Annotated in this window: 18 protein-coding genes and 1 tRNA gene; 14 read left to right on the top strand and 5 right to left on the bottom strand. The window is 70.7% G+C overall.

What is annotated here, in order from left to right; genetic code table 11:
- Positions 1-104: 104 nt before the first annotated feature.
- From AC1C2V_RS05855 to AC1C2V_RS05835, 5 genes are all read right to left on the bottom strand, one after another.
- Positions 105-1178 carry an adenosine deaminase gene (locus tag AC1C2V_RS05855; protein ID WP_495388646.1) on the bottom strand — a complete coding sequence of 358 codons (1074 nt, stop codon included), beginning with the start codon at positions 1176-1178 and terminating at the stop codon, positions 105-107.
- A 170-nt stretch (positions 1179-1348) separates the two neighbouring features.
- Positions 1349-1996 (bottom strand): response regulator, encoded by a 648-nt coding sequence (locus AC1C2V_RS05850; protein ID WP_495388645.1) that lies wholly within the window; start codon positions 1994-1996, stop codon positions 1349-1351.
- Positions 1993-3297, bottom strand: coding sequence for a sensor histidine kinase (locus AC1C2V_RS05845; RefSeq protein ID WP_495388644.1), 1305 nt, complete (start codon positions 3295-3297; stop codon positions 1993-1995). Before AC1C2V_RS05845 ends, AC1C2V_RS05850 begins: the two co-directional genes overlap by 4 nt.
- On the bottom strand, positions 3284-4189 hold the full coding sequence (locus AC1C2V_RS05840) for an ABC transporter permease (protein ID WP_495388643.1): 906 nt from the start codon (positions 4187-4189) through the stop codon (positions 3284-3286). The genes AC1C2V_RS05845 and AC1C2V_RS05840 overlap by 14 nt, the downstream gene beginning before the upstream one ends.
- The gene (locus AC1C2V_RS05835; protein ID WP_495388642.1) at positions 4186-5133 is read right to left on the bottom strand and encodes an ABC transporter ATP-binding protein; all 948 of its coding nucleotides are present in this window, start codon (positions 5131-5133) and stop codon (positions 4186-4188) included. The genes AC1C2V_RS05840 and AC1C2V_RS05835 overlap by 4 nt, the downstream gene beginning before the upstream one ends.
- 267 nt (positions 5134-5400) lie before the next feature.
- On the opposite strand from AC1C2V_RS05835, the gene AC1C2V_RS05830 reads away from it, so the two are divergent.
- The 14 genes from AC1C2V_RS05830 (at position 5401) to AC1C2V_RS05765 (ending at position 24962) form a co-directional block, all read left to right on the top strand.
- Positions 5401-5476: transfer RNA gene (locus tag AC1C2V_RS05830), tRNA-Trp, on the top strand.
- Between the two features lie 133 nt (positions 5477-5609).
- Positions 5610-5870, top strand: a complete 261-nt coding sequence (gene secE / locus AC1C2V_RS05825; protein WP_495388641.1) for a preprotein translocase subunit SecE — start codon at positions 5610-5612, stop codon at positions 5868-5870.
- A 63-nt stretch (positions 5871-5933) separates the two neighbouring features.
- Positions 5934-6884, top strand: a complete 951-nt coding sequence (gene nusG, locus AC1C2V_RS05820) for a transcription termination/antitermination protein NusG (RefSeq protein WP_495388640.1) — start codon at positions 5934-5936, stop codon at positions 6882-6884.
- A gap of 116 nt (positions 6885-7000) precedes the next feature.
- On the top strand, positions 7001-7435 hold the full coding sequence (rplK, locus tag AC1C2V_RS05815) for a 50S ribosomal protein L11 (RefSeq protein WP_495388639.1): 435 nt from the start codon (positions 7001-7003) through the stop codon (positions 7433-7435).
- 131 nt (positions 7436-7566) lie between these two features.
- Positions 7567-8277 carry a 50S ribosomal protein L1 gene (gene rplA / locus AC1C2V_RS05810; RefSeq protein ID WP_495388638.1) on the top strand — a complete coding sequence of 237 codons (711 nt, stop codon included), beginning with the start codon at positions 7567-7569 and terminating at the stop codon, positions 8275-8277.
- A gap of 254 nt (positions 8278-8531) precedes the next feature.
- The gene (locus AC1C2V_RS05805) at positions 8532-9566 is read left to right on the top strand and encodes a chitinase (protein ID WP_495388637.1); all 1035 of its coding nucleotides are present in this window, start codon (positions 8532-8534) and stop codon (positions 9564-9566) included.
- A gap of 247 nt (positions 9567-9813) precedes the next feature.
- Positions 9814-10446 (top strand): RNA polymerase sigma factor, encoded by a 633-nt coding sequence (locus AC1C2V_RS05800; RefSeq protein WP_495388636.1) that lies wholly within the window; start codon positions 9814-9816, stop codon positions 10444-10446.
- A complete protein-coding gene (locus AC1C2V_RS05795; protein ID WP_495388635.1) occupies positions 10443-10964 on the top strand; it encodes a hypothetical protein in 522 nt (173 codons plus the stop codon). Before AC1C2V_RS05800 ends, AC1C2V_RS05795 begins: the two co-directional genes overlap by 4 nt.
- A 71-nt stretch (positions 10965-11035) precedes the next feature.
- A complete protein-coding gene (locus AC1C2V_RS05790) occupies positions 11036-12865 on the top strand; it encodes a S8 family peptidase (RefSeq protein WP_495388634.1) in 1830 nt (609 codons plus the stop codon).
- Between the two features lie 3 nt (positions 12866-12868).
- Complete coding sequence (locus tag AC1C2V_RS05785; RefSeq protein WP_495388633.1) at positions 12869-15412, top strand: CHAT domain-containing protein; 2544 nt, start codon at positions 12869-12871, stop codon at positions 15410-15412.
- A 525-nt stretch (positions 15413-15937) separates the two neighbouring features.
- On the top strand, positions 15938-16468 hold the full coding sequence (gene rplJ, locus AC1C2V_RS05780) for a 50S ribosomal protein L10 (RefSeq protein WP_495388632.1): 531 nt from the start codon (positions 15938-15940) through the stop codon (positions 16466-16468).
- 123 nt (positions 16469-16591) lie between these two features.
- On the top strand, positions 16592-16981 hold the full coding sequence (gene rplL / locus AC1C2V_RS05775) for a 50S ribosomal protein L7/L12 (RefSeq protein ID WP_495388631.1): 390 nt from the start codon (positions 16592-16594) through the stop codon (positions 16979-16981).
- A 530-nt stretch (positions 16982-17511) separates the two neighbouring features.
- The gene (gene rpoB, locus AC1C2V_RS05770) at positions 17512-21024 is read left to right on the top strand and encodes a DNA-directed RNA polymerase subunit beta (protein WP_495388630.1); all 3513 of its coding nucleotides are present in this window, start codon (positions 17512-17514) and stop codon (positions 21022-21024) included.
- A 56-nt stretch (positions 21025-21080) separates the two neighbouring features.
- Positions 21081-24962 (top strand): DNA-directed RNA polymerase subunit beta', encoded by a 3882-nt coding sequence (locus AC1C2V_RS05765; protein ID WP_495388629.1) that lies wholly within the window; start codon positions 21081-21083, stop codon positions 24960-24962.
- Positions 24963-25323 lie beyond the last annotated feature (361 nt).

Raw genomic sequence — 25323 nt, 5'->3', positions numbered from 1 at the left:
ACGCCGCGCCGAGCGCGACCGCGTCCGCCCGTGGTGCCGTCGTGGGTGGTCCTGGGGGACCACGGCGCGCCACCGGCGCCGCACGTCCGATCAGCCTGACCCCATCATCCCGCGGGCGGATGAGACGCAGAGGAGAGGGACTCCGCGCCCGGCACCGGGTCCGGTGTCGCGAGCCAGGCCTCGACGTCGGCCAGCGCGCGGGCCTTGGTCGTGTCGGCCGCCCGGCTCGCCAGCACCGAGGAGCGCGCGAGGGAGGCGAGCTCGGGGTCGGTGAACCCGTGCACCTCGCGCGCGGCGACGTACTGGTCGAGCAGCCGTGAGGAGAACAGGAGCGGGTCGTCGGCGCCCAGCGCCACGCGCGCGCCCGCGTCGACCAGCGGGCGCAGCGGCACCGCGGCCGTGTCGGCGTACACGCCGAGCCCCACGTTGGACGCCGGGCACACCTCGAGGGCGACCTCGCGGTCCACGAGCTCGTGCAGCAGCGCCGGGTCCTCTCCGGCGCGCACCCCGTGGCCGAGGCGGTCCGGGTGGAGCGCGTCGACGACCTCCCGCACGTGCGCCGGTCCGAGGAGCTCGCCGCCGTGCGGCACCGACGCGAGGCCCGCGCGCCGCGCGATCCGGAAGGCGGGGGCGAACTCGGCGGTGTCGCCGCGCCGCTCGTCGTTGCTCAGCCCGAAGCCGACCACCTCGCCGGGGCCGTCCCCCGCGTACCGGGCGGCCAGGCGGGCGAGCGTGCGCGCGTCGAGCGGGTGGCGGGTGCGCGACGCGGCGACCACCACCGCCACCTCGACGTCGTGCGCGGCGCTCGCGGCCTTCGCCGCGTCGAGCACGATCTCGACGGCGGGCGTGATGCCGCCCACGAACGGGGCGTACGACGTGGGATCCACCTGGATCTCGAGGCGCCGCGACCCCTCCGCGGCGTCGTCCGCGGCCGCCTCGTCGACCAGGCGGCGCATGTCCGCCTCCGACCGCACGCAGGCGCGGGCCGCGTCGTACAGGCGCTGGAACCGGAACCAGCCCCGCTCGTCCGCGGGCACCCGCAGCGGGTCGCCGTCGGTGAGGGCGGAGGGCAGCCGCAGCCCGTGCTGCGTCGCCAGGTCGCGCAGCGTGGGCACCCGCATCGAGCCCGTGAAGTGCAGGTGCAGGTGTGCCTTGGGGAGCTTCGCCAGATCGCGCACGGCGCCAGTCTGCCCCGCCACGGCCGCCGACACCCCGGCAGCCGCCGAGGTGGTCCCAGATCTCGCGAGGTAGTGCGGATTTCCGCGAGGTAGTTCGGATCTGGCCGAGGTAGTGCCGAGATCGCCGAGGTAGTGCGGATTCTCGCGAGGTAGTTCGGGAGCGGAGGGCGTCAGGTCAGCCAGCCGCGCTCACGGGCGACGGTGACCGCGGCCGTGCGGTCGTCGACCCCCAGCTTGGCGAACGCCCGCAGCAGGTGGGTCTTGACGGTGGCCTCCGCGATGAACAGCTCCCGCCCGACGGCCGCGTTGGACAGCCCGCGGGCCACGAGCGCGAGTACCTGGGCCTCGCGCGCGGTGGGCCGGTCGGACGCCGTGCGCACGCTGCTCACGAGCCGCGTCGCGACGCCCGGGGCCAGCACGGTCTCGCCGCGTGCGGCGGCGCGCACCCCGGCCACGAGCTGGTCGCGCGGCGTGTCCTTGAGCAGGTACCCGGTGGCCCCCGCCTCGACGGCGCGCAGGATGTCCGCGTCGGTGTCATAGGTGGTGAGCACGACGACGGACGGGCCCGTCCCGACGATCCGGGCGGTCGCGCCCACCCCGTCGAGGCGCGGCATGCGCAGGTCCATGAGCACGACGTCGGGCGCGAGCTCCTCGGAGAGCGCCACCGCGGCCTCGCCGTCCGGGGCCTCGCCCACGACCTCGAGGTCCGGCTCGCCGTCGAGCATGCCGATGATCCCCGAGCGCACCACGGGATGGTCGTCGGCGACGAGCACCCGCACAGTGCCGCTCGCCGTGCCGTCCGCCGCCCGACCGGTCACGACGCGCTCCCGGCCGGCAGGTGCACCTCGACGCGGGTGCCGCCGCGATCGCCCGGCACGACGTCCAGGGTGCCGCCCGCCGCGGACACCCGCTCGCGCATGCCGGCCAGGCCGATGCCGTCGGTGTGGTCGGGCGGCAGGCCGCGTCCGTCGTCGGTCACCTCGAGCCGCACGTCCGCGGAACCCGCGCCGGCGCCCGTCCGCTCCAGCCGGATCGTCACCGCGCCGGCCCCCGCGTGCCTCCGCACGTTGGCCAGCGCCTCCTGCGCGGCGCGCAGCAGCACCACGTCGGCGGCCGCGTCGGTGGCCGCGTCGGTGGCCGCGACGCCGGTCGCCGCGGCGCCGGAGTCGGCCGGGTCGGTCACGCCGCTCACGTCGAGCAGCACCCGGGTGCCGGTCTCGGCGGTGAACCGCTGGGCGAGCCGGCGCAACGCCTCGGCCAGGGTCGAGCCCTGCAGCGGCACGGGGGCGAACGCGGCCACCAGGGCGCGCGCCTCGGCGAGGTTGTCCCGCGCCGTCTGCTCCACCAGCAGCAGGCGCTCGCGGGCACGGTCCTGCTCGCCGCGGTCGAGCGCGGCGGTCGCCGCCTGCGCCTGCGTCACGACGCTCGTGAAGCCCTGCGCCAGCGTGTCGTGGATCTCGCGGGCGATGCGCTCGCGCTCCGCGGCGACGCCGCCGGCGTGGTGCGACTCGGCGAGCTCCGCCTGCGCGTCGCGCAGCTCGCGCAGCAGCCGGGCGCGCTCGTCGGAGCGTCGCATCGTCGTGGCGACCCACATACCCAGCACGATCGCGAAGGCCAGCGCGACCGCCATCTGGGGCGCGGCCTCCAGGAGCGTCGGCAGGTCGAAGCCTTCCTGGAAGGCGATGCCGAAGGAGGTCGCGGCGGCGAGGACCACCGAGGCGACGATCGCCCGGCGCGACGGCTCGAGCAGCATCCACAGCTGCGTGAACGCGCCGAACAGCAGCAGCGTCGCGATGCCGTTCTGGGCAACCGTCACCGCGGTGCCCGCGATCAGGACGACCACGTACGCGGCGGCCTTGCGCTGGTCGCGCGACCGCGTCGCCGGGCCGCCCCAGACGGCGTACGCCAGCAGGATCGCCGCCATCGCGGCGTAGGCCACCCACAGCTCGGCGCCGCGCTGGCCCGCGAGCGGGAGGGCGACGGCCGTCAGCAGGACGATCGCGACGAACGTCCGGTCCCACCAGACCACCTGCCGGTCCCACGCGGCGACGTCCTCGGCGTCGTACGGCTCGCCGGGGTCGCCCGGGGCGTCCTCGCGGGCGCCATCAGCCGTCGTCACGGCGCCGCCAGCGGAAGGTCCGCACCCCGACGACCAGCCCGATCAGCAGCCATGCGACCAGTACACCAGCGGTGGCCGCCAGCTGCCACGACCCGCTCGGCTCCAGCACCACCATCTCCTCGGGCAGGAACACCGACCGCATGCCCTGCGCGATCCACTTCAGGGGGAAGACGGACGCGATCGACTGCATCCACGACGGCAGCGCGTAGAACGCGAAGAACACCCCGGAGATGAACTGCAGCACCAGCACCACCGGCGTCACGACGGCGCTCGCGGACCGGCCCGAGCGGGGCAGGGACGAGAACCCGACGCCGCACACCGTCCCGGTGGCGGTGCCGAGCACGAAGACCCAGGCGAACGTGGCCCAGTCCCCGACGTCCGACGGCATCGGCACGTCGAAGGCGAGCGCCGCGACGGCGAGCAGCAGCGCCGTCTGCACCAGGGAGGTAGTGAGCGTGAGCAGCACCTTGCCGCCGAAGTACGAGGTCGCGGGCAAGGGAGTGGCGCGCAGCCGGCGCAGCGTGCCGTCGTCCCGCTCCACCGCGATGGAGATGGCCAGCGACTGGAAGCTGGTGAGCATGATGCCGGTGGCGATCATGCCCGGCAGGAAGTACCGCGCGAAGTCCACCGAGGCGGCGGCGTCGCCCTGGTTCTCGCCGCTGAACACGGAGGAGAAGATCGCCAGCATGAGGATCGGGTAGGCGAAGACGAAGACGACCGCGTCCCGCTCCCGCCAGAACTGGCGCAGCTCCACCCCGGCGCGTACGAGGGCGAGCCGCACGATGCCGGGCAGGCGCCCGCCGGCTGAGCTCGTCCGTGCGCCGGTCGAGCCCGCCCCGCCGGTCGAGCCTGTCGAAACCTGTCCCGCCGTGGTTGCGCCGGTGGTGCTCATGCGTCGGCCCCCGTCCTGACGAGCCCGAGATAGACGTCCTCGAGGCTCGGGCGTGTGATGGTCAGGTCGGCGACCTCGCCGTCGGGCCCGGCGGCCGTCGCCATGAGGTGGGCCGCGAGCACGGTCGGGGCGTCGGTGTGCTCGGCGTGCCCGACGCCGTCCGCCGTCCAGCTCACCAGCGGCGTGCGCGCCTGGGTCCCGCCGAGCGTCTCGGGCGAGCCCTCGGCCACCACCAGCCCGTCGCGCACGACGACGACCCGGTCGGCCAGGTGGGCCGCCTCGGCGAGGTCGTGCGTGGTGAGCAGGATGGTCGTGCCCGCGTCGCGCAGGCCGAGGATCAGGTCCCAGAAGATGCGCCGTGCCTGCGGGTCGAAGCCCGTGGTGGGCTCGTCGAGGAAGAGCAGCTCGGGGTCGCCGACGACGCCGAGGGCGACGTCGAGCCGGCGCCGCTGGCCGCCGGACAGCGAGCGCACCCGGGCCCCGGCCTTGGCGGTCAGGTCCACCGCGGCGACGACCTCGTCCGGGTCGCGCGGGGCGGGGTAGTAGCGCGCGGTGGAGCGCACGGACTCCGCGACCGTGAGCTCGGCCTGGTCGCGCGAGTCCTGCGCGACGACGCCGATGCGCGACCGCCAGGCGCGCCCGCCACGCGCCGGGTCCTCGCCGAGCACGCTCACCTCGCCGCCGTCGCGGTCGCGGAACCCCTCGAGGATCTCGACGGTCGTGGTCTTGCCCGCGCCGTTCGGGCCGAGGACGGCGACGATCTCGCCCGTGGCGAGGTCGAGGTCGAGCCCGTCGACCGCCTGCTTGGGGCCGTACCGCTTGGTCAGTCCGCGCACGCGGACGGCGGCGGCGCCCGCTGTCCTGGTCGTCGTGCCGGTCCGTGCGTCGCCGGCGCGGGCCGCCGCGGGCGCGGACGGTGGGGAGGGGTTCGTCGTCGGGGTCATGCACCGAGCCTCGCCCCGGCGTGGGCGCCCGCGGGAGCCCCGGTCGGCGGGACCCGGGGTCCACCGTTCGGTGGACGGCTCGGCGGATGGCGAGTGCCGTCGGGCCGTCGCCGGCCGCCCGTCGGGGTCGTCTCCGTACGATGTCTGAGGTGGTTCGACCCACGCTTGCTCGTCGCGTACAGTTGTCCCTCGGTGGTTGATGCCCACCATGCTGGAACGCGCCCTTCCGGGCGGTTCGAGTACGGACGAAGCGGGCGTCGGGCACGTAGGGTAGTGGCGCAATTGGTAGCGCAGCGGTCTCCAAAACCGCAGGTTGCAGGTTCGAGTCCTGTCTACCCTGCCAGCGTGATCCCCCGTGGGGCCGCGCGCAGCGGGGCCAACGTCCGCGTGACCTCGGAACGCCAGGAGTCAGTGCCGTGGGTGCGTCGCCGGCAGGTGGCGTGGCCGCGGTGGGAACGCGAAACGGGGTAGAGCGAGTGAGCGAGTCACCGGCCGAGGCCGTGGGTACGCCCGGCGGCGCCAAGCCGGACACCGGCAAGCGCCCGCACCTGTTCGCGCGCATCGTGCAGTTCGTGCGGCAGGTCGTGGCGGAGCTGCGGAAGGTCGTCACCCCGACCCGCTCGGAGCTGGTCAACTACACGATCGTCGTCCTGGTGTTCGTCGTTGTGGTCATGCTGTTCGTGACGGCGCTCGACTACGTCATCGGACTGGGCGTGCTCGCCATCTTCGGCGACTGACCTGGGCCGACCGCCGGACGTCCGACCACCGAAGCAAGAAGATTCCAGAAAGCAGGTTCTTTCGTGTCCCAGGATCCGCTGGACCAGACGGAGAACGTCGACCCCACCCAGCCCGACGCCGACGGCGTCGCGGCGGACCTCGACGTGCCCGCGGACACCGCCACGGACCCGGCGACGGACGTCGAGCCTGAGGGCGACGCCGAGGTCGCCGAGGAAGCTGCTGCCGACGAGCCCGAGGTCGCAGAGGACGTCGCCGACGAGCCCGAGGTCGCAGAGGACGTCGCCGACGAGCCCGAGGTCGTAGAGGACGTCGCCGACGAGGCCGCTGCCGACGAGGCCGAGGCCACCGAGGCCGCTGCCGACGAGGAGCGTCCCTCGGACGCCGATGGCGACGTCGTCGAGGACCCGGCCGAGGAGTTCCGCCGCACCCTACGCACACAGCTCGGCGACTGGTACGTCATCCACTCGTACGCCGGGTACGAGAACCGCGTGAAGGCCAACCTGGAGAACCGCATCCAGAGCCTGAACATGGAGGACTACATCTTCCAGATCGAGGTCCCCATGGAAGAGGTGACCGAGATCAAGAACGCGCAGAAGAAGACCGTCCGCCGCGTGCGCATCCCCGGTTACGTCCTCGTGCGCATGGACCTCACCGACGAGTCGTGGGGCGCGGTGCGTCACACGCCGGGCGTCACCGGCTTCGTCGGCCACACGCACCAGCCCGTGCCGCTCACGCTCGACGAGGTCTACTCGATGTTGGCGCCGGTGTTCGTCGAGGCGACCCCCGAGTCGGGCAAGTCGGGCGCGGGTGCCGGTGGCGCGACGGCCAAGACCCCGGTCGAGGTCGACTTCGAGGTGGGCGAGTCCGTGACCGTCACCGACGGCCCGTTCGACACGCTGCCTGCCACGATCTCCGAGATCAACGCCGAGGCCCAGAAGCTCCAGGTCCTCGTCTCCATCTTCGGCCGGGAGACCCCGGTCGAGCTGTCGTTCAACCAGGTCGCCAAGATCTGATCGTCTTCGCCGGTTGAGCCTGTCGAAACCTCGCAGGCCTCCGCAAGGCACGACGGCACTGCAACCGGGTCATCGCCCACGGCGTCGGCCCACGAACAGAAAGCAAGGAACGCAACATGCCTCCCAAGTCCAAGAAGGTCTCGGGCCTCATCAAGCTCCAGATCAACGCCGGTGCGGCCACCCCCGCCCCGCCGATCGGCCCCGCGCTCGGTCAGCACGGCGTGAACATCATGGAGTTCTGCAAGGCCTACAACGCGGCCACCGAGTCGCAGCGCGGCAACGTCGTGCCGGTGGAGATCACGGTCTACGAGGACCGCTCCTTCACCTTCATCACGAAGACGCCGCCGGCCGCCGAGCTCATCAAGAAGGCCGCCGGTGTGGCCAAGGGTTCCGCGACGCCGCACACGGTCAAGGTCGCGCAGCTCACCCAGGACCAGGTCCGTGAGATCGCCCAGACGAAGCTCCAGGACCTCAACGCGAACGACGTCGACGCCGCGATGAAGATCGTCACCGGCACCGCTCGTTCGATGGGCATCACCGTCTCGGAGTGATCCGAGGACGCACCGCCCGGGCTGTGACCTGATCGCAGTCCGGGTGGTGCGTGCAAGTCCCGGCGATCGGCGTCGGGCACGTGGCAGGGCCCGCGCGGGCCCGCTCACCACGACTGCAGAAGGAGAAGCAGATGGCAACGCGCAGCAAGGCATACCGCGCCGCGGCGGAGAAGATCGACCGCGACGCCCTGTACGCCCCCCTCGAGGCGATCCGCCTCGCCAAGGAGACCGCGACGGTCAAGTACGACGCGACCATCGAGGTCGCGTTCCGCCTGGGCGTCGACCCCCGCAAGGCCGACCAGATGGTCCGCGGCACGGTCAACCTGCCCCACGGCACCGGCAAGACGGCCCGCGTGCTCGTCTTCGCCAACGCGGCCAAGGCCGAGGAGGCCATCGCGGCCGGCGCCGACGAGGTCGGTGGCGACGAGCTCATCGCGAAGGTGGCCGCCGGATACACCGACTTCGACGCCGCCGTCGCGACGCCGGACCTCATGGGCAAGGTCGGTCGACTGGGCAAGGTGCTGGGCCCCCGCGGTCTCATGCCGAACCCGAAGACCGGCACCGTGACGATGGACGTGGCCAAGGCCGTGACCGACATCAAGGGCGGCAAGATCGAGTTCCGGGTGGACAAGCACTCGAACCTGCACTTCATCATCGGCAAGGCGTCGTTCGACGAGAAGGCGCTGGTGGAGAACTACGCCGCTGCGCTCGACGAGGTCCTGCGTCTCAAGCCGACGTCCTCGAAGGGCCGGTACATCACCAAGGCCACGATGGCGACGACGATGGGCCCGGGCATCCCGCTCGACCAGTCGCGCACCACGCGGCTCCTCGAGGACGCGTGATCCACGCCTGATCGAGGCGTGATCCCGGCAGGGACCCGCTGAACCACCGACGACGGCCCGGCACCCGCGAGGGTGCCGGGCCGTCGTCGTCCCCCAGGGCACAGCGGCCCGGGGGCATACGCGATCTCCCTGACCCAGCGGCGCGCAGGTCACGTGGTATCCCTCATGCCGCCGCGCCCCTCGCGGTCCTAGCGTCGAGTGATCCGGACCACTCGACGAGGGAGCACATCGTGAGACCTGTTTCGAGATCTGCCGTGCGGCCGGTCGACCGAGCGGGCGGCGCGCGCAGCCGCCAGCTGCTCGGCGGGCTGGTCGCCGCGGCGAGCGCGGTCGCGATCGCGCTGACCGGCTCCGTGGTGGCGGCGGCGTCGAGCGCGCCAGCGGACGAGGGGGACGCGGCTGCCGGCGGGCCTTGGCTCACCGGCTACTGGCAGAACTTCGACAACGGGTCGGCGACGCTGCCGCTCTCCGAGGTGCCGGAGGCGTACAACCTCGTGGCGATCGCCTTTGCGGAGAACCTGGCCGACACCCCCGGCGGCATCACGTTCGAGCTCGCGAGCGCGGAGCTCGGCGGGTACACCGAGGCCCAGTTCAACGACGACATCGCGGCGATGCACGCCCAGGGCCGCAAGGTGGTGCTGTCGGTCGGGGGAGAGAAGGGCAACGTGGTCGTCTCGAGCCCGGCGGAGGCGGCGGCCTTCGCCGACTCCGCGTACGGGCTGATGCAGGAGTACGGCTTCGACGGCGTGGACATCGACCTCGAGCACGGGATCGACGCCGAGCACATGGGGGACGCCCTGCACCAGCTGTCGGCGAAGGCCGGCGACGACCTCGTCCTGACGATGGCGCCCCAGACGATCGACTACCAGTCGACGAGCTCCGGGTACTACCAGCTGACCCTGGCGATCAAGGACATCCTCACGATCGTCAACACGCAGTACTACAACTCGGGGTCGATGCTCGGGTGCGACCAGCAGGTCTACCAGCAGGGCACGGTCGACTTCCTCACCGCCCTGTCCTGTATCCAGCTGGAGATGGGGCTGCGGCCGGATCAGGTCGGCATCGGCGTCCCCGCCGTCCCGAGCGCGGCCGGGGGCGGCTACCAGCCGCTCGCGAACGTCGTCAGCGCCCTGGACTGCCTGGAGGCCGGCACCGGCTGCGGCGCCTTCAGCCCGGACGAGCCCTACGGCCCGATCGGCGGCGTCATGACCTGGTCGATCAACTGGGACGCGACGAACGGCTACGAGGTCGCGGACGTCATCGGCGGGCGGCTGGCGACCGGAGGGTGAGGTCCGGCTCGACCGAAGCCGCACGAAACCAGCAGGACACTGGCCCGCGCCGCGTGTATCACGCGGCGCGGGCCGCCCTCTCTCCCGGGCGATGACGAGTACGCCGCACCGGCACGCGCGCGGAGGAGGGACTTGCATGGCGATGCAACCCGGTCGTATTGCGCCGAGGGCGCAGGCCGTAGGCTCGGAGGTTCCGGGGCGCAGCGGCCCCGGACACTCGACGAGCCCTCACGAGGTGCGATCTGCCATGACACGAGCCACGGAGGACCCTCTCGGTGGGACCGACGCCGAGGAGAGCCTGGGTGACCGGGCGGCCCGGGCGCTGCTGGAGTATCGCGACGGCCGCGCTGACGCGCTCACGGACCTGGTCCGTGAGGCCACACCGCTGCTGTGGCACACGGTCCGCGCTCAAGGCGTCGACCGCGACGTGGCCGACGACGTGGTGCAGTCCACGTGGGCGGCCCTCGTGCGGCACGCCGACACGATCGCCGAGCCGAAGGCCGTGCTCAAGTGGTTGCTGGTGACGGCCCGGCGGGCGGCGTGGGAGACGGTGCGTAAGGGGCGCGCCGACCTGCGCCGACGCACCGAGCTGCCGGACGACGTGACGGAGGGGGCCGCGGCCCTGCCGGACGCCGGCCCGGGGCCGGAGGCCGAGGTGCTGAACGACGAGCGCGATCGGATCCTCTGGTCGTCGCTCCGTCGGCTCCCGGCGCGCTGCCAGGAGCTGCTGCGACTCGTCTCGCTCGCCGACCGCCCGGACTACAAGGCGATCTCGGCGTCGATCGGCATGCCGGTGGGAAGCATCGGTGCCACACGGGGACGGTGCCTGGCGAAGCTGCGCGCCGTCCTCACCGAGCAGGGGGAGGCCTCGTGGACATGAGCAGGAAGCACGAGAACGCGTGGGGTGCGCCCGTGCCCGGCGAGGACGAGCCGATGGACGAGCGCGACGTCGCCGTCCTGGACCGCCTGGGTCGCGTCGTCCGGGCGGTGGACCCGGTGCCCGACGGCCTCGTGGAGCGGTCGATGTTCGCGATGACCCTCGCGCGGCTCGAGGCCGAGGTGATGGAGCTGCAGGAGATCGAAGCCCCCGTCGGCTCCGTGCGCGGCGACACCACGCCTCTCGAGGCGCGCACCATCACGTTCACGCACGAGCGGCTGACCGTGATGGTCGCCCTCTCGCTGGACGACGACGGCGCCCACGTGCGCGTGGACGGCTGGGTGGCGCCCGCGGACACGCTGGTCGTCGAGCTGCGCCAGCCCGACGGCGAGCGCACCACGACCACCGACGCCGACGGCCGCTTCGCCTTCACCGCCGTCGACCGCGGCCCCACCAGCCTGCTCGTGCGCCTCGCCGACGGTGACGACGTCACCGTCGCCACCCCGGTCATCGAGCTCTGATCTCGCGAGCGCCTCGGGGCGCTCTCCACTGATGACGCGCCGTTGCGGCGCGCCCGTGACAAGGAGGACACGTGACCGAGACGCCCAGCGGCCCAAACCGGCCGTCGCAGCGACCCGTCGACCCACCGATGCGCTACCTCGACCCGAACGCGCTGCGTGCGCGACCGGGTCGCCGGGCGGTCGACCCCACCTGGTACGTCGCCGATCGCGTGATCGTGCACGGGGAACTGCCGAGCGGCCTGCGCGAGCGTGTTCGACGTCCGGGGAGCGAGGATCCCCGGCCACGGCTCCTCGACGTGCAGTACCCGGACGACGATGCCGCGGCGACACGTGTCGAGCGGGAGGCACGTCGCCAGGGCTGCCGGCTCGGCCTTCAGGTGAGGTACCAGCCTGACGCCCAGGCATCCGAGGACGACCTGTTCGGGGCCGTGGACGAGGAGCACGGATTCGTCCTCCGGCTGCTCCCCGAGCGCCAGGACGCGCAGCCGGACGCGTGGGAGGCGCTCGAGGCCGACGGTGACGACGAGTCGACGGCATGGTCGCTCAGCCTGGACCATGTGATGTCGGCGTTGCCGTTCTCGACGCACCCCTTCTCGACGCACCCCTTCTCGACGCATCCGTTCTCGACGCATCCGTTCTCGACGCATCCGTTCTCGACGCATCCGTTCTCGACCCATCCGTTCTCGACGCACACGTCCGAAGGACTCGCCGAGTACGGGGTGGCGGGATCGGGAGGCCGGACGCCGGTCCGTTGGCTCGGGGGGCCACCGGTCCGGCGGGTACGCGACGACGGTGATGTGTGGCGCGTCCCGGACGGTGCCCGGCGTCCGGTCGTGGCGGTTCTTGACACGGGCATCGGCACTCACGACTGGTTCGGTACCTACAGCGCGGACGGCTCATCTGACGGTAACGACATCGTCATCCGCGACGCCCTGCTCGGGGGCGAGCCGATTGGCACCTATCCAGCCCCCCGGTTCCCGGAGGAAGACGCAGAGATCGGCGGGGCGAGCACTTCCCCGTTGACCGGTCCGCTCGATCCGGTCGCGGGTCACGGGACGTTCATCGCGGGCATCGTGCACCAGATCTGCCCGGATGCCTTGATCCTCCCCGTGCGAACGGTCGGTGGGTCCGGTGTCGCTGCCGAGTCCGACGTCATAGAGTCGCTTCGTCGTCTCGCGCGTTTCCACGACCGTGGGTTGGCAGGAGCCGACGGCTACGTGGCGGTGGACGTGGTGGTGCTTTCCATGGGCTACTACCACGAGCGTCCTGAGGACATGCGGTGGGATCACCCGCTCCGATCGGTGCTCGCCCGGCTGCGGGACTCCGGCGTCGCCGTTGTGGTCGCAGCAGGCAACGACGGCGAGACACGACCGGAGTTCCCCGCGGCCTTCGCTCCCGAGGTCGATCGACGATCCGCACCCCCGACGATCACCGACGCGGGTGACACATCACCCGAGCGCCCGCCGATCCTGACGGTGGGTGCGCTGAACCCCGACGGGACGACTGCGCTCTTCAGCAACGACGGACCGTGGGTGACGTGTTTGCGGCCGGGGGCCGGTGTTGTGAGCACCGTACCGACGACGCTCGACGGCCCCATCACGCCCTCGCTGCGCCTGAAGGAGCGGCACTCGGACCAGTACCGGTCGACCATCGATCCCGAGGGCTTCCAGGGTGGGTTCGCAACCTGGAGCGGCACCTCGTTCGCCGCACCTGTCTTGGCCGGAGAGATCGCTCGTGAACTTCTGGCCTTGCGCCAGGACTCCCGCGCGTTGGGTGACGAGACCGACGCCGATACCCTCGTGACGACGAGGGTGCAGCAGATCTGGTCGGCGATCACCGACGCGACCGGTGGACTGTCGGTCGGAGGTGAGCCGGGCATCCAGGGCGACGACATGAGGTGAGGCGTGGACGGGCTCGATGCCGTGCTGGACCAGGTCGAACGGGCTCGGGCGAGCGCACGAACGCACCGACGCTTCGGAATTGCGCTTCGTACCTACCGAGCTGCGCTACGTCGACTCGATCGCCTGGGCTCCGCGGAGAACCCGGAGATCGTCCGCGTCCGCGCCCGCATCCTCGTCGGGATCGCAACCTGCGAATACGAGCGTGGGGCTACGCGTGACACCGTCACAGACCTCCTCGATACCGCTGAAGCGCTCACGCTGACCGCGCACGACGATTCGATGCTCGCGGTCGTGCGCGGCCACCGGGGGCTTCAGCTGATGCGGATGGGCGATCTCCGGGGCGCGCGGCGCGAGCTCGACGCGGCCCTCGAAGGCGTGGCCGACGACCGTGACCTGATCCCGGTGCTGATCAATAGGGGCTGGTTGTGCCTCGAGACCGGCGAGCTCGAGGTCGCAGTGGGGGATCTGACACGGGGGCGCGACCTCGCCCAGGCAGTCGGCGAGACGGCAGTTCGGCTCATGGCCGAGCACAACCTGGGATATGCATGGTTCCTTGGTGGGGACCTGCCCCTGGCGCTCCGATCAATGGACGCGGCAGCGAAGGACGCGCCGCCCGAGCATGCCGGCATCGGCCTGATGGACAAGTCGGCCGTTCTCTATGAGGCCGGTCTTCTCACGGAGGCCGAGGACGCTCTCGGCATGGCGGCGACGCTCCTCGCGGAGACGCACGGCTGGCGCGACCTGATCGATGCCCAGGTCGGGCAGGCCCGGTGCTTGGTGGGCTTGGGACGCTACGACGAGGCGATGACCATCTCCCGACGGGTACAGGGCCGAGCGCGCCGGGCCGGCCACGACCTCCTCGACCTGCGGGCCGGACTGATCACCGTCGATGCTCGGCATGGTCTCCTCGTGGACGGCGGCGCCTCACCCAGTGCGTTCCTCCGCCTCGCTCAGGACGCGGCACAGCTCGGGGAGCGTGCGCGGGCGTTGCCCGGCGCGGATCGGTTGGCGGTCGACCTCGAGCTGGTCACTGCCGAAGCAGCGGTCCGTGGCGGTGATCGTGGCGATGCGGTCGAACGTCTTGACCATCTCCCTCCCGCGCCCGGCCTGTCCCTGGGCACGCAGTTGCGTGCCCAGGTGGTTCGCGCCCTGTGTGCCTACGAGGACGGGGACCGCCGCGCCGGGCTCGCCGCCGTGCGCAAGGGCCACCGGCTGCTCGCCCGGCAGCGGCAGCGACTGGGAGCCGTCGAGGCGGTCACGGCGGCCTCCGCGCACGGCATCCGCCTGCAGGCCGTCGACCTGGACGCGGCGCTTCGTTCGGGTCGTGCGGACGCGGTCTTCGACGCGGTCGAGCGGGGGCGTGCCACGTTTGCGGGTTCGGGACGCGTTCGACCGCCGGAAGACCCCGAGATGGCCGCGATGGTCGGAGCTGCCCGGCGGCTCGCCGAGCGGGCCCGGCAGCTCGAGGGCGACCCGGACTCTGCGGTCGAGCAGGGGCGGCTCCGGAGGAACGCGCGCCGGCTGCAGAGTCAGGCCCGCGAGCGGTCGTGGCATGCCGACGGCCACGCCAGCGTCCCGCGGCCGACCTCGGCTCGCGAGCTCCGTGCGGTTCTCCGGGCCGAGGAGTCGGACCGCACGGTCCTGGAACTCATGATGATCAGGGATCGCGTGTGTGCAGTACGCATTGACCGCCACACCACGCGCTTTCTCGACCTCGCGCCGCTCGAGCCGACGTTGGAGCAGGTGCGGCGCGTGCGTGCGGACCTCCAGGTGCTCTCCAACCCACTGCTCCCGGCGTCGCTGCGAGTGTCGGCGTCCCAGTCTCTTGCCCGCGGGCTCACGTGGCTGGACGACGCTCTGGTCCGGGGTGCCGGGGTCGAGGGGCCCGCCTATGTCGCCGCCAGAGACCGGTTGGTGTCGGTCCCCTGGTCGCTTCTGCCCTCCCGTCGAGGGGTCTCGACGGTCGTCAACTCGTGGGTGACCCGTGGGGACGCGGGATGGGCCGCGGGCCCAGGGCTGGCCGTGGCTGGACCCGGACTGAGGCATGCGAGCGCCGAGGCAGCCGAGGTGGCACGGGTCTGGGGGAGTGGCGCGAGCGCTCTGGTGGGGAACGACGCGACGTGCGCGGCGGTGTCCGACGCCATCGAGCAAGCCCCTGTCGTGCACCTGGCGGCCCACGGCACCCACGAGCCGGACAACCCGGTCTTCTCCAGCGTCCTGCTCGCCGACGGGCCACTGTTCGCCCACGAGCTCGACGGCAGAGATCTCTCGCGCTCGGTGGTCGTCCTCTCGGCCTGTGACGTCGGGTCGGCGAGCATCCGTCGCGGCGGCGAACCGCTCGGCCTGACGAGCGTCCTGCTTCGCATGGGGGCGCGCGCCGTGATCGCGAGCGTCGCACCCTTGCGAGACGACATCGCGGTGCGTGTCATGCCTGCGCTGCACGAGGGCTTGCGCGACGGCCTGCGACCGGGGGAGGCGCTTGCCCGCGCCGTCGCGGACGAGCCTGAGCCGGTCCCGCTCGTCTGCTTCGGGCCGCTCGTCCTGTGATGTGGACCACCCCTTGCGTCCGAGGGGTGACGTCGGTGTGATGAGCGAGCCGTCTCGGCGGCCCACGGTTCACGGGCGACATCCGACGGAAAGGGCGTTCGATGAAGACACGTACCACCCGCATCATCGCTGGTCTGCTGCTCGCCACTACGGCCGTGGTCGGTGCTGCGGCCACGGCCTCGGCCGTGCCCCCCCAGGGCCCGACCGCCCGTTCACGTCGCAGTGACGGCCGACGCCATGCCGTGACAGGTCGGGGCGGGTGGTGGGTCGTCACCAGGAGCGTGCCGACCCACCACCCGCCGTCGTGTACGCTTCTCGGGTAACCCAAGACCGCCGGTCGTCAGACGCTGCCCGGGCTCGCCCAGGAAGCCGAAGACCGAAGTCCCGTGAACGTACGGGGGCCTGCGCAGGCGAACACGACGACGATCACACAGCTTGACTGTGAGCTCCGAGCCCCGTGCGCACCTGCGCCGGGGCTCTTTCTCGTTTGCGGGTACCGGTGGCACCACCACCGGAAGGATTGCCATGGCGAGGCCGGACAAGGCAGCCGCAGTCGCAGAGGTCGCGGGCAAGTTCCGCGAGTCGAACGCGGCCGTGCTGACCGAGTACCGCGGGCTCACCGTCGCGCAGCTCAAGGAGCTGCGTCGGTCGCTCAGCGGCAACGCAACCTACGCCGTGGTGAAGAACACGCTGACGTCCATCGCGGCCAAGGAGGCCGGCATCGACTCGTTCGAGGCCGACCTCAAGGGTCCTTCCGCGATCGCGTTCGTGACCGGGGATCCGGTCGAGGCCGCCAAGGGCCTGCGTGACTTCGCCAAGGCGAACCCTGCTCTGGTCATCAAGGGCGGTGTCCTCGACGGGAACCCGCTGACCGCTGCAGAGATCACCAAGCTCGCGGACCTCGAGTCCCGCGAGGTCCTGCTGGCCAAGACGGTCGGCGCGATGAAGGCCAAGCTCTACCAGGCTGCCTACGCCTTCAGCGCGAAGCCGGCCCAGGCCGCTCGCGTCATCGATGCCCTGCGTCAGAAGCAGGAATCGGAGGCCGCTGCCGCCTGACGGCGGCGCGGCGAGCACCACCCCCCTCTGCTTCTGCCGGGCCCTCGGGCCCCAGGACGCACCAGACGGATCGCGTGGACGGCCAACAGGCACCACGGGCCACTGATTGAAAGGAACGCCATCATGGCGAAGCTCAGCACCGACGAGCTCCTGTCCGCCTTCGAGGAGCTCACCCTCATCGAGCTCAACGAGTTCGTGAAGGCCTTCGAGGAGAAGTTCGACGTCACCGCCGCCGCTCCGGCCGCCGTGGCCGTGGCCGCCCCCGCCGGCGGTGCCGGCGACGCCGACGCCGCCGAGGAGAAGACGGAGTTCGACGTCATCCTCGAGGCCGCCGGCGACAAGAAGATCCAGGTCATCAAGGAGGTGCGCACGCTCACGTCCCTCGGTCTCAAGGAGGCCAAGGACCTGGTCGACGGCGCACCGAAGCCGGTTCTCGAGGCTGCCGACAAGGACGCCGCCGAGAAGGCCAAGGCCGCTCTCGAGGGCGCCGGCGCCACCGTCACCCTCAAGTGATCGTCGCGGCCTAGCCGCGCATCGCTTCTTGCGAGGCCCGCATCCCCAGGGGTGCGGGCCTCGCTGCGTCCGCGCGCGGAAGCCGATGCGGCAGTTTCGGGACGGTGCGGCAGTTCGAACTGCCGCACCGTCCCCGAACTGCCGCATCGATGGGCATGGCGTCACGCGGATGTGGAGGTGTGGTGTCGTGACGGACGTCGCGCGCCGGCACCTGGCCTGGGCTTGCTAGCACGGGTTAGGGTGGTACGACAACCGTTTCTTGGGCGGCATATGGCGGCCACCGAGAGAACGTCCTCAAAGAGCCAGAACCGAGGGCGTCTGCTCGTGTGCCCGCGCGAGTGGACAAACGTCGAAGTTCTGGCTATGCTAGCGCTTTGCGCTCGCTTGTGCCCCGACGCCTCCCCCGCCGACGAAGCCCCGCCCCTGCGGTCACCCCTTCGTGACCCCTCGGACGGTCCTTCTCCGCGGTCCGGCGCCTGCAGCCTCGCTGAGCGTACAGCGTGCCATCGAACTGCAGGGAAGGACCCCTCTTGGCTGCCTCGCGCACCCCTTCTGTTCCGTCCGCCGACGCCATCGCGAATCGCACCGCTTCCCGCCGCGTCTCCTTCGCCAAGATCTACGAGCCGCTCGAGGTCCCCGACCTCCTCGGGCTGCAGACCGAGAGCTTCGACTGGCTGCTCGGCAGCCCGGCCTGGCAGGCCCGGGTCGAGGCCGCCACCACGGCCGGCCGGGCCGACGTCCCGGCGACGTCGGGCCTCGAGGAGATCTTCGAGGAGATCTCCCCGATCGAGGACTTCGGACAGTCGATGTCCCTCTCCTTCTCGAACCACCGGTTCGAGCCGCCGAAGTACACGGCGGAGGAGTGCAAGGAGAAGGACTTCACCTTCGCCGCCCCGTTGTTCGTGACGGCCGAGTTCGTCAACTACACGACCGGTGAGATCAAGAGCCAGACGGTCTTCATGGGCGACTTCCCGCTCATGACCGCGCGCGGCACGTTCATCATCAACGGCACCGAGCGCGTCGTCGTCTCCCAGCTGGTCCGTTCCCCGGGCGTCTACTTCGAGCGCACGCCGGACAAGACGAGCGACAAGGACGTCTTCTCGGCGAAGGTCATCCCGTCGCGCGGCGCGTGGCTCGAGTTCGAGATCGACAAGCGCGACGCCGTCGGCGTGCGCGTCGACCGCAAGCGCAAGCAGCCCGTCACGGTCCTGCTGAAGGCCCTTGGCCTCACTGAGGCGGAGATCCGCGAGGAGTTCGCGAACTACCCGTCGATCCTCGACACCCTCGAGAAGGACCACGTCCACACCCAGGACGAGGCCCTCGTCGACCTGTACCGCAAGATCCGTCCGGGCGAGCCGCCCACGGTCGAGGCCGGTCGCGCGCTGCTCGAGAACTTCTACTTCAACTCCAAGCGCTACGACCTCGCGAAGGTCGGCCGCTACAAGATCAGCAAGAAGCTCGGCGTCGACGCGCCGCTGGCCGACTCCACGCTGTCCGTGACCGACGTCGTCGCGACGATCAAGTACCTCGCCGCGCTGCACGCCGACCACGCCGCCATGCCCGGCACGAAGGACGGCAAGGCGATCGAGGTCCGCGTCGAGACGGACGACATCGACCACTTCGGCAACCGCCGCATCCGTGCGGTCGGCGAACTCATCCAGAACCAGGTGCGCACGGGCCTGTCCCGGATGGAGCGCGTCGTGCGCGAGCGCATGACGACGCAGGACGTCGAGGCGATCACCCCGCAGACGCTGATCAACATCCGCCCCGTGGTGGCGTCGATCCGCGAGTTCTTCGGCACCTCGCAGCTGTCGCAGTTCATGGACCAGAACAACCCGCTGGCGGGCCTGACGCACAAGCGTCGCCTCAACGCCCTCGGCCCGGGTGGTCTGTCCCGCGACCGCGCCGGCATGGAGGTCCGTGACGTCCACCCGTCGCACTACGGCCGCATGTGCCCGATCGAGACCCCTGAGGGCCCGAACATCGGCCTCATCGGCTCGCTCGCGTCGTTCGGTCGGATCAACCCGTTCGGCTTCATCGAGACGCCGTACCGCAAGGTCGTGAACGGCAAGGTCACCGACGAGATCGTCTACCTCACGGCTGACGACGAGGACCGCCACATCATCGCGCAGGCGAACACGGAGCTCTCCGCCGACGGCACGTTCCAGCGCGAGCGCGTGCTGGTGCGCACCAAGGGCGGCGAGACCGACGACCTGCCGCCGGCCGAGATCGACTACATGGACGTCTCGCCGCGCCAGATGGTGTCGGTCGCGACGGCCCTGATCCCGTTCCTCGAGCACGACGACGCCAACCGCGCGCTCATGGGCGCCAACATGCAGCGCCAGGCCGTGCCGCTGGTGCGCTCCGAGGCGCCGCTGGTCGGCACCGGCATGGAGCGTCGCGCGGCCGTGGACGCGGGCGACGTCATCATGGCCACCAAGCCCGGTGTCGTCACCGAGGTCTCCGCGGACCTGGTCCTGGTCGCGAACGACGACGGCACCACGGGCTCGTACCGCGCTGCGAAGTTCCGCCGCTCGAACCAGGGCACCAGCTACAACCAGCGCGTGCTCGTGGACGAGGGCCAGCGGGTCGAGGTCGGCTCCGTGCTGGCCGACGGCCCGGCGACCGACGAGGGTGACCTCGCGCTCGGCCGCAACCTGCTCGTGGCATTCATGTCGTGGGAGGGCCACAACTACGAGGACGCGATCATCCTGTCGCAGCGCCTCGTGGAGGACGACGTGCTGTCCTCGATCCACATCGAGGAGCACGAGGTCGACGCCCGCGACACGAAGCTCGGGCCCGAGGAGATCACGCGGGACATCCCGAACGTCTCCGAGGACGTCCTGGCGGACCTCGACGAGCGCGGCGTGATCCGCATCGGCGCCGAGGTCGGCGCCGGCGACGTGCTGGTCGGCAAGGTCACCCCGAAGGGCGAGACCGAGCTGACCCCGGAGGAGCGCCTGCTGCGCGCGATCTTCGGCGAGAAGGCGCGCGAGGTGCGCGACACCTCGCTCAAGGTGCCCCACGGTGAGTCCGGCACGGTCATCGGCGTGCGCGAGTTCAACCGGGAGGACGGCGACGAGCTGCCCGCCGGCGTGAACCAGCTGGTGCGCGTCTACATCGCCCAGCGCCGCAAGATCACCGTGGGCGACAAGCTCGCGGGTCGCCACGGCAACAAGGGCGTTATCTCGAAGATCCTGCCGCAGGAGGACATGCCGTTCCTGCCCGACGGCACGCCGGTCGACGTCATCCTGAACCCGCTGGGCGTGCCCGGCCGTATGAACGTCGGTCAGGTGCTCGAGACCCACCTGGGCTGGGTCGCCAGCCGTGGATGGGACATCGACCTGGCGGAGGGCAAGGACCTCTCCTGGAAGGAGACCCTGCCCGAGGTCGCGTCCAAGTCGGAGCCGGGGACGCCGGTGGCGACGCCGGTGTTCGACGGCCTGGAGGAGGTCGCTCTGCGCGGTCTGCTCGGCACGACCCTGCCGAACCGCGACGGTGACCGCATGGTCGCCATGGACGGCAAGGCGCGGATGTTCGACGGCCGCTCCGGCGAGCCGTTCGGCGACCCGGTGGCCGTGGGCTACATGTACATCCTCAAGCTCCACCACCTGGTCGACGACAAGATCCACGCGCGTTCGACCGGTCCGTACTCGATGATCACGCAGCAGCCGCTGGGTGGTAAGGCGCAGTTCGGCGGTCAGCGTTTCGGCGAGATGGAGGTGTGGGCCCTCGAGGCGTACGGCGCGGCCTACACGCTGCAGGAGCTGCTCACCATCAAGTCGGACGACGTCCCGGGCCGCGTCAAGGTCTACGAGGCGATCGTCAAGGGCGAGAACATCCCCGACTCGGGCATCCCGGAGTCGTTCAAGGTGCTCCTCAAGGAGATGCAGTCGCTGTGCCTGAACGTCGAGGTGCTCTCGAGCGACGGGACCTCCATCGAGATGAAGGAGTCCGACGACGAGGTGTACCGCGCCGCGGAGGAGCTGGGCATCGATCTGTCCCGCCGCCCCAACTCTGCCGCCACGGTCGACGAGATCTGATCCAGCGACCAGCTGAACTAGCGGACATTCCACAAGTTTTGAGGAAGTAGGACATCTTGCTCGACGTCAATGTCTTCGACGAGCTGCGTATCGGCCTGGCCACGGCCGACGACATCCGTGCCTGGTCGCACGGTGAGGTCAAGAAGCCCGAGACAATCAACTACCGCACCCTGAAGCCGGAGAAGGACGGGCTCTTCTGCGAGAAGATCTTCGGCCCCACCCGGGACTGGGAGTGCTACTGCGGCAAGTACAAGCGCGTGCGCTTCAAGGGCATCATCTGCGAGCGCTGCGGCGTCGAGGTGACGCGCTCGAAGGTGCGCCGTGAGCGCATGGGCCACATCGAGCTCGCCGCCCCGGTCACGCACATCTGGTTCTTCAAGGGTGTGCCTTCCCGCCTCGGCTACCTGCTCGACCTGGCGCCGAAGGACCTCGAGAAGGTCATCTACTTCGCGGCCTACATGATCACGTGGGTCGACGACGAGGCGCGGCACGAGGACCTCCCGAACCTTCAGAACGAGATCGACCTGGAGAAGAAGGAGATCGGGGACCGCCGCGACAACGACATCAACATCCGTGCCACGAAGCTCGAGGGCGACCTGGCTGAGCTCGAGGCCGAGGGTGCCAAGGCGGACGCGCGCCGCAAGGTCCGCGACTCCGCCGAGCGTGAGATGGCTCAGCTGCGCAAGCGCGCGGACGCCGAGCTGGACCGCCTCGAGCGGGTCTGGGACCGGTTCAAGAACCTGAAGGTCGCCGACCTCGAGGGCGACGAGATGCTGTACCGCACGCTCGTCGACCGCTACGGCACGTACTTCGAGGGCTCGATGGGCGCCGCGGCGATCCAGAAGCGCCTCGAGAGCTTCGACCTGGTGGCCGAGTCCGCGTCGCTGCGCGAGACCATCCGCTCCGGCAAGGGTCAGCGCAAGACGCGCGCGCTCAAGCGCCTGAAGGTCGTCAACGCGTTCCTCACGACGACCAACTCGCCCACGGCGATGGTGCTCAACGCCGTGCCGGTCATCCCGCCGGACCTGCGCCCCATGGTGCAGCTCGACGGTGGCCGCTTCGCCACGAGCGACCTGAACGACCTGTACCGCCGCGTGATCAACCGCAACAACCGGCTCAAGCGCCTGCTCGACCTGGGCGCGCCGGAGATCATCGTCAACAACGAGAAGCGGATGCTCCAGGAGGCCGTCGACTCGCTGTTCGACAACGGCCGCCGCGGCCGTCCGGTCACCGGGCCGGGCAACCGCCCGCTGAAGTCGATCTCCGACATGCTCAAGGGCAAGCAGGGGCGGTTCCGCCAGAACCTGCTCGGCAAGCGCGTCGACTACTCGGGCCGTTCGGTCATCGTGGTCGGCCCGCAGCTCAAGCTGCACCAGTGCGGCCTGCCCAAGCAGATGGCGCTCGAGCTGTTCAAGCCGTTCGTCATGAAGCGGCTCGTGGAGCTCAACCACGCGCAGAACATCAAGAGCGCGAAGCGCATGGTGGAGCGCACCCGCGGCGAGGTGTGGGACGTGCTGGAGGAGGTCATCCAGGAGCACCCCGTGCTGCTGAACCGTGCCCCCACGCTGCACCGTCTCGGCATCCAGGCGTTCGAGCCGCAGCTCGTCGAGGGCAAGGCCATCCACCTGCACCCGCTCGTGTGCGCCGCGTTCAACGCGGACTTCGACGGCGACCAGATGGCGGTCCACCTGCCCCTGAGCGCGGAGGCGCAGGCAGAGGCCCGCATCCTCATGCTCTCGAGCAACAACATCCTCAAGCCGTCGGACGGCCGTCCGGTCACCATGCCCTCGCAGGACATGATCATCGGTCTGCACCACCTCACGTCCGACCGCCCGGAGGCCGACGGCGAGGGCCGCGTGTTCTCGTCGCAGGCCGAGGCGATCATGGCCCTCGACCGCGGGTCGCTCGACCTCAACGCGAAGATCCGGCTGCGGATGGACGACCTCGTGCCGCCGACCAGCGGTTTCGAGGCCCCCGACGGCTGGGAGCCCGGTCAGACGCTCCTGTTCGAGACGACGCTGGGGCGCACGATCTTCAACGAGGCCCTTCCGGTCGACTACCCGTTCCAGAACGGTGTCGTCGGCAAGAAGGAGCTCTCGACGATCGTCAACGACCTGGCGGAGCGCTACCCGAAGGTCGACGTCGCGACGTCGCTCGACGCGCTGAAGGACGCCGGCTACAAGTGGGCCACGCGTTCGGGCGTCACGATCGCGATCTCCGACGTCGCGATGCCGGACGTCAAGAACAAGATCCTGGACGAGCACGAGCAGCGTGCGCTCAAGGTCCAGGACCAGTTCGACAAGGGCCTGATCACCGACGACGAGCGCCGTCAGGAGCTCATCGAGATCTGGACCCAGGCCACCGACAAGATCGCGTCGGTCATGCGCGAGAACCTCGAGAGCGACGCGCGGAACACCCTGTACCGCATGGTGTCCTCGGGTGCTCGTGGTAACTGGATGCAGGTCCGCCAGATCGCCGGTATGCGCGGCCTCGTGGCGAACCCGAAGGGCGAGATCATCCCGCGCCCGATCAAGTCCAACTACCGCGAGGGCCTGTCCGTCCTCGAGTACTTCATCGCCTCGCACGGTGCCCGCAAGGGTCTGGCCGACACGGCGCTGCGTACCGCGGACTCCGGCTACCTGACCCGTCGCCTCGTCGACGTGTCGCAGGACGTCATCATCCGCGAGGAGGACTGCGGTACCGAGCGCGGGCTCGCGCTGCCCGTCGCCGAGCGCATCGGCGACGTGCTGGTGCCGCACCCGCGCGTCGAGACGAGCATCTACTCGCGCACGTTCGCGATGGACGTCGTGGACGCGGACGGCAACGTCGTGGCCGAGGCGGGCTCGGACGCCGGCGACGTGATCATCGACAAGGTGATCGCCGCCGGGATCGAGAGCGTCAAGGTGCGCTCGGTGCTGACCTGCGAGTCGCGCGTCGGGACCTGCGCCAAGTGCTACGGCCGTTCCCTGGCCACCGGCAAGCTGGTGGACATCGGCGAGGCCGTCGGCATCATCGCGGCGCAGTCCATCGGTGAGCCTGGTACCCAGCTGACCATGCGTACCTTCCACACCGGTGGTGTCGCCTCCGCGGAGGACATCACGCAGGGTCTGCCGCGCGTCACGGAGCTCTTCGAGGCCCGCACCCCCAAGGGTGAGGCGCCGATCGCGGAGTACACCGGCACGGTGGCCATCGAGGACTCGGACCGCACGCGGCACCTGGTCCTCACGCCGGCCGACGGTGGCGAGGAGATTCGCTACCCCGTCACCAAGCGCGCGCGTCTGCTGGTGTCGGACGGCGACCAGGTCACGGTGGGCATGCAGCTCGTCGTGGGCGCCGTCGACCCGAAGAAGGTGCTGCGCATCCTCGGGCCCCGCGCGACGCAGAAGCACCTGGTGGACGAGGTCCAGGAGACCTACCGTTCGCAGGGTGTGGACATCCACGACAAGCACATCGAGGTCATCGTGCGGCAGATGCTGCGGCGCGTGACCGTGCTCGACTCGGGTGACTCGCACCTGCTGCCGGGTGAGCTCGCGGAGCGCACCCGCTTCGAGGACGCGAACCGCCGTGCCGTGGCGGAGGGTGGCCAGCCGGCCTCCGGCCGTCCGGAGCTCATGGGCATCACGAAGGCGTCGCTCGCCACCGACTCGTGGCTCTCGGCCGCCTCCTTCCAGGAGACGACCCGCGTGCTCACGGAGGCGTCGATGAGCGGTCGTCGTGACCCGCTGCTGGGCCTCAAGGAGAACGTCATCCTCGGTAAGCTCATCCCCGCCGGAACGGGCCTGCCCCGGTACGGCAACATCAAGGTCGAGCCGACCGAGCAGGCCAAGGCCGAGCTCTACCCGAGCTTCGGCTACGACGAGATCGACTTCCCGACGCTCGGCATGGGCTCGGGCGAGGCGATCCCGCTGGAGGACCTGGACTTCGGCGACTTCCGCTAGACCCCACGGGTTCCTCGCTTCGCTGCGGGGACCCGCGGGGACCCTAGCTCCGCTGATCCGGCCTCGACGTCGTCGCGAGGTAGATGCAAGGTAGGACGGGAGGGGCGCACGTCACAGCGTGCGCCCCTCCCATTCCTTTGACCCCGCTTGCTTCCGCGGGTAATCTTGGGAGCCGTGCCCGTGCCGTCGCGCGCGCGTCCCGCTGTCAGCCCGAGCCTCCCGGTTCGGAACGGCTGCCGGACGCGTCGCCGATCTGAGCGTACGAGTACCCCGGAAGACCGTTCGGACTGCCCGTCAGGGCGGGGGAGCGGAACCGGGCCATCGAGCCGGTGGTAAGTGGCGTTGCGGTCCGCAAGGGCCG

It is taken from the genome of Isoptericola sp. Y541 (assembly GCF_059445465.1).
This window is presented reverse-complemented; position numbering and strand designations above follow the sequence as displayed.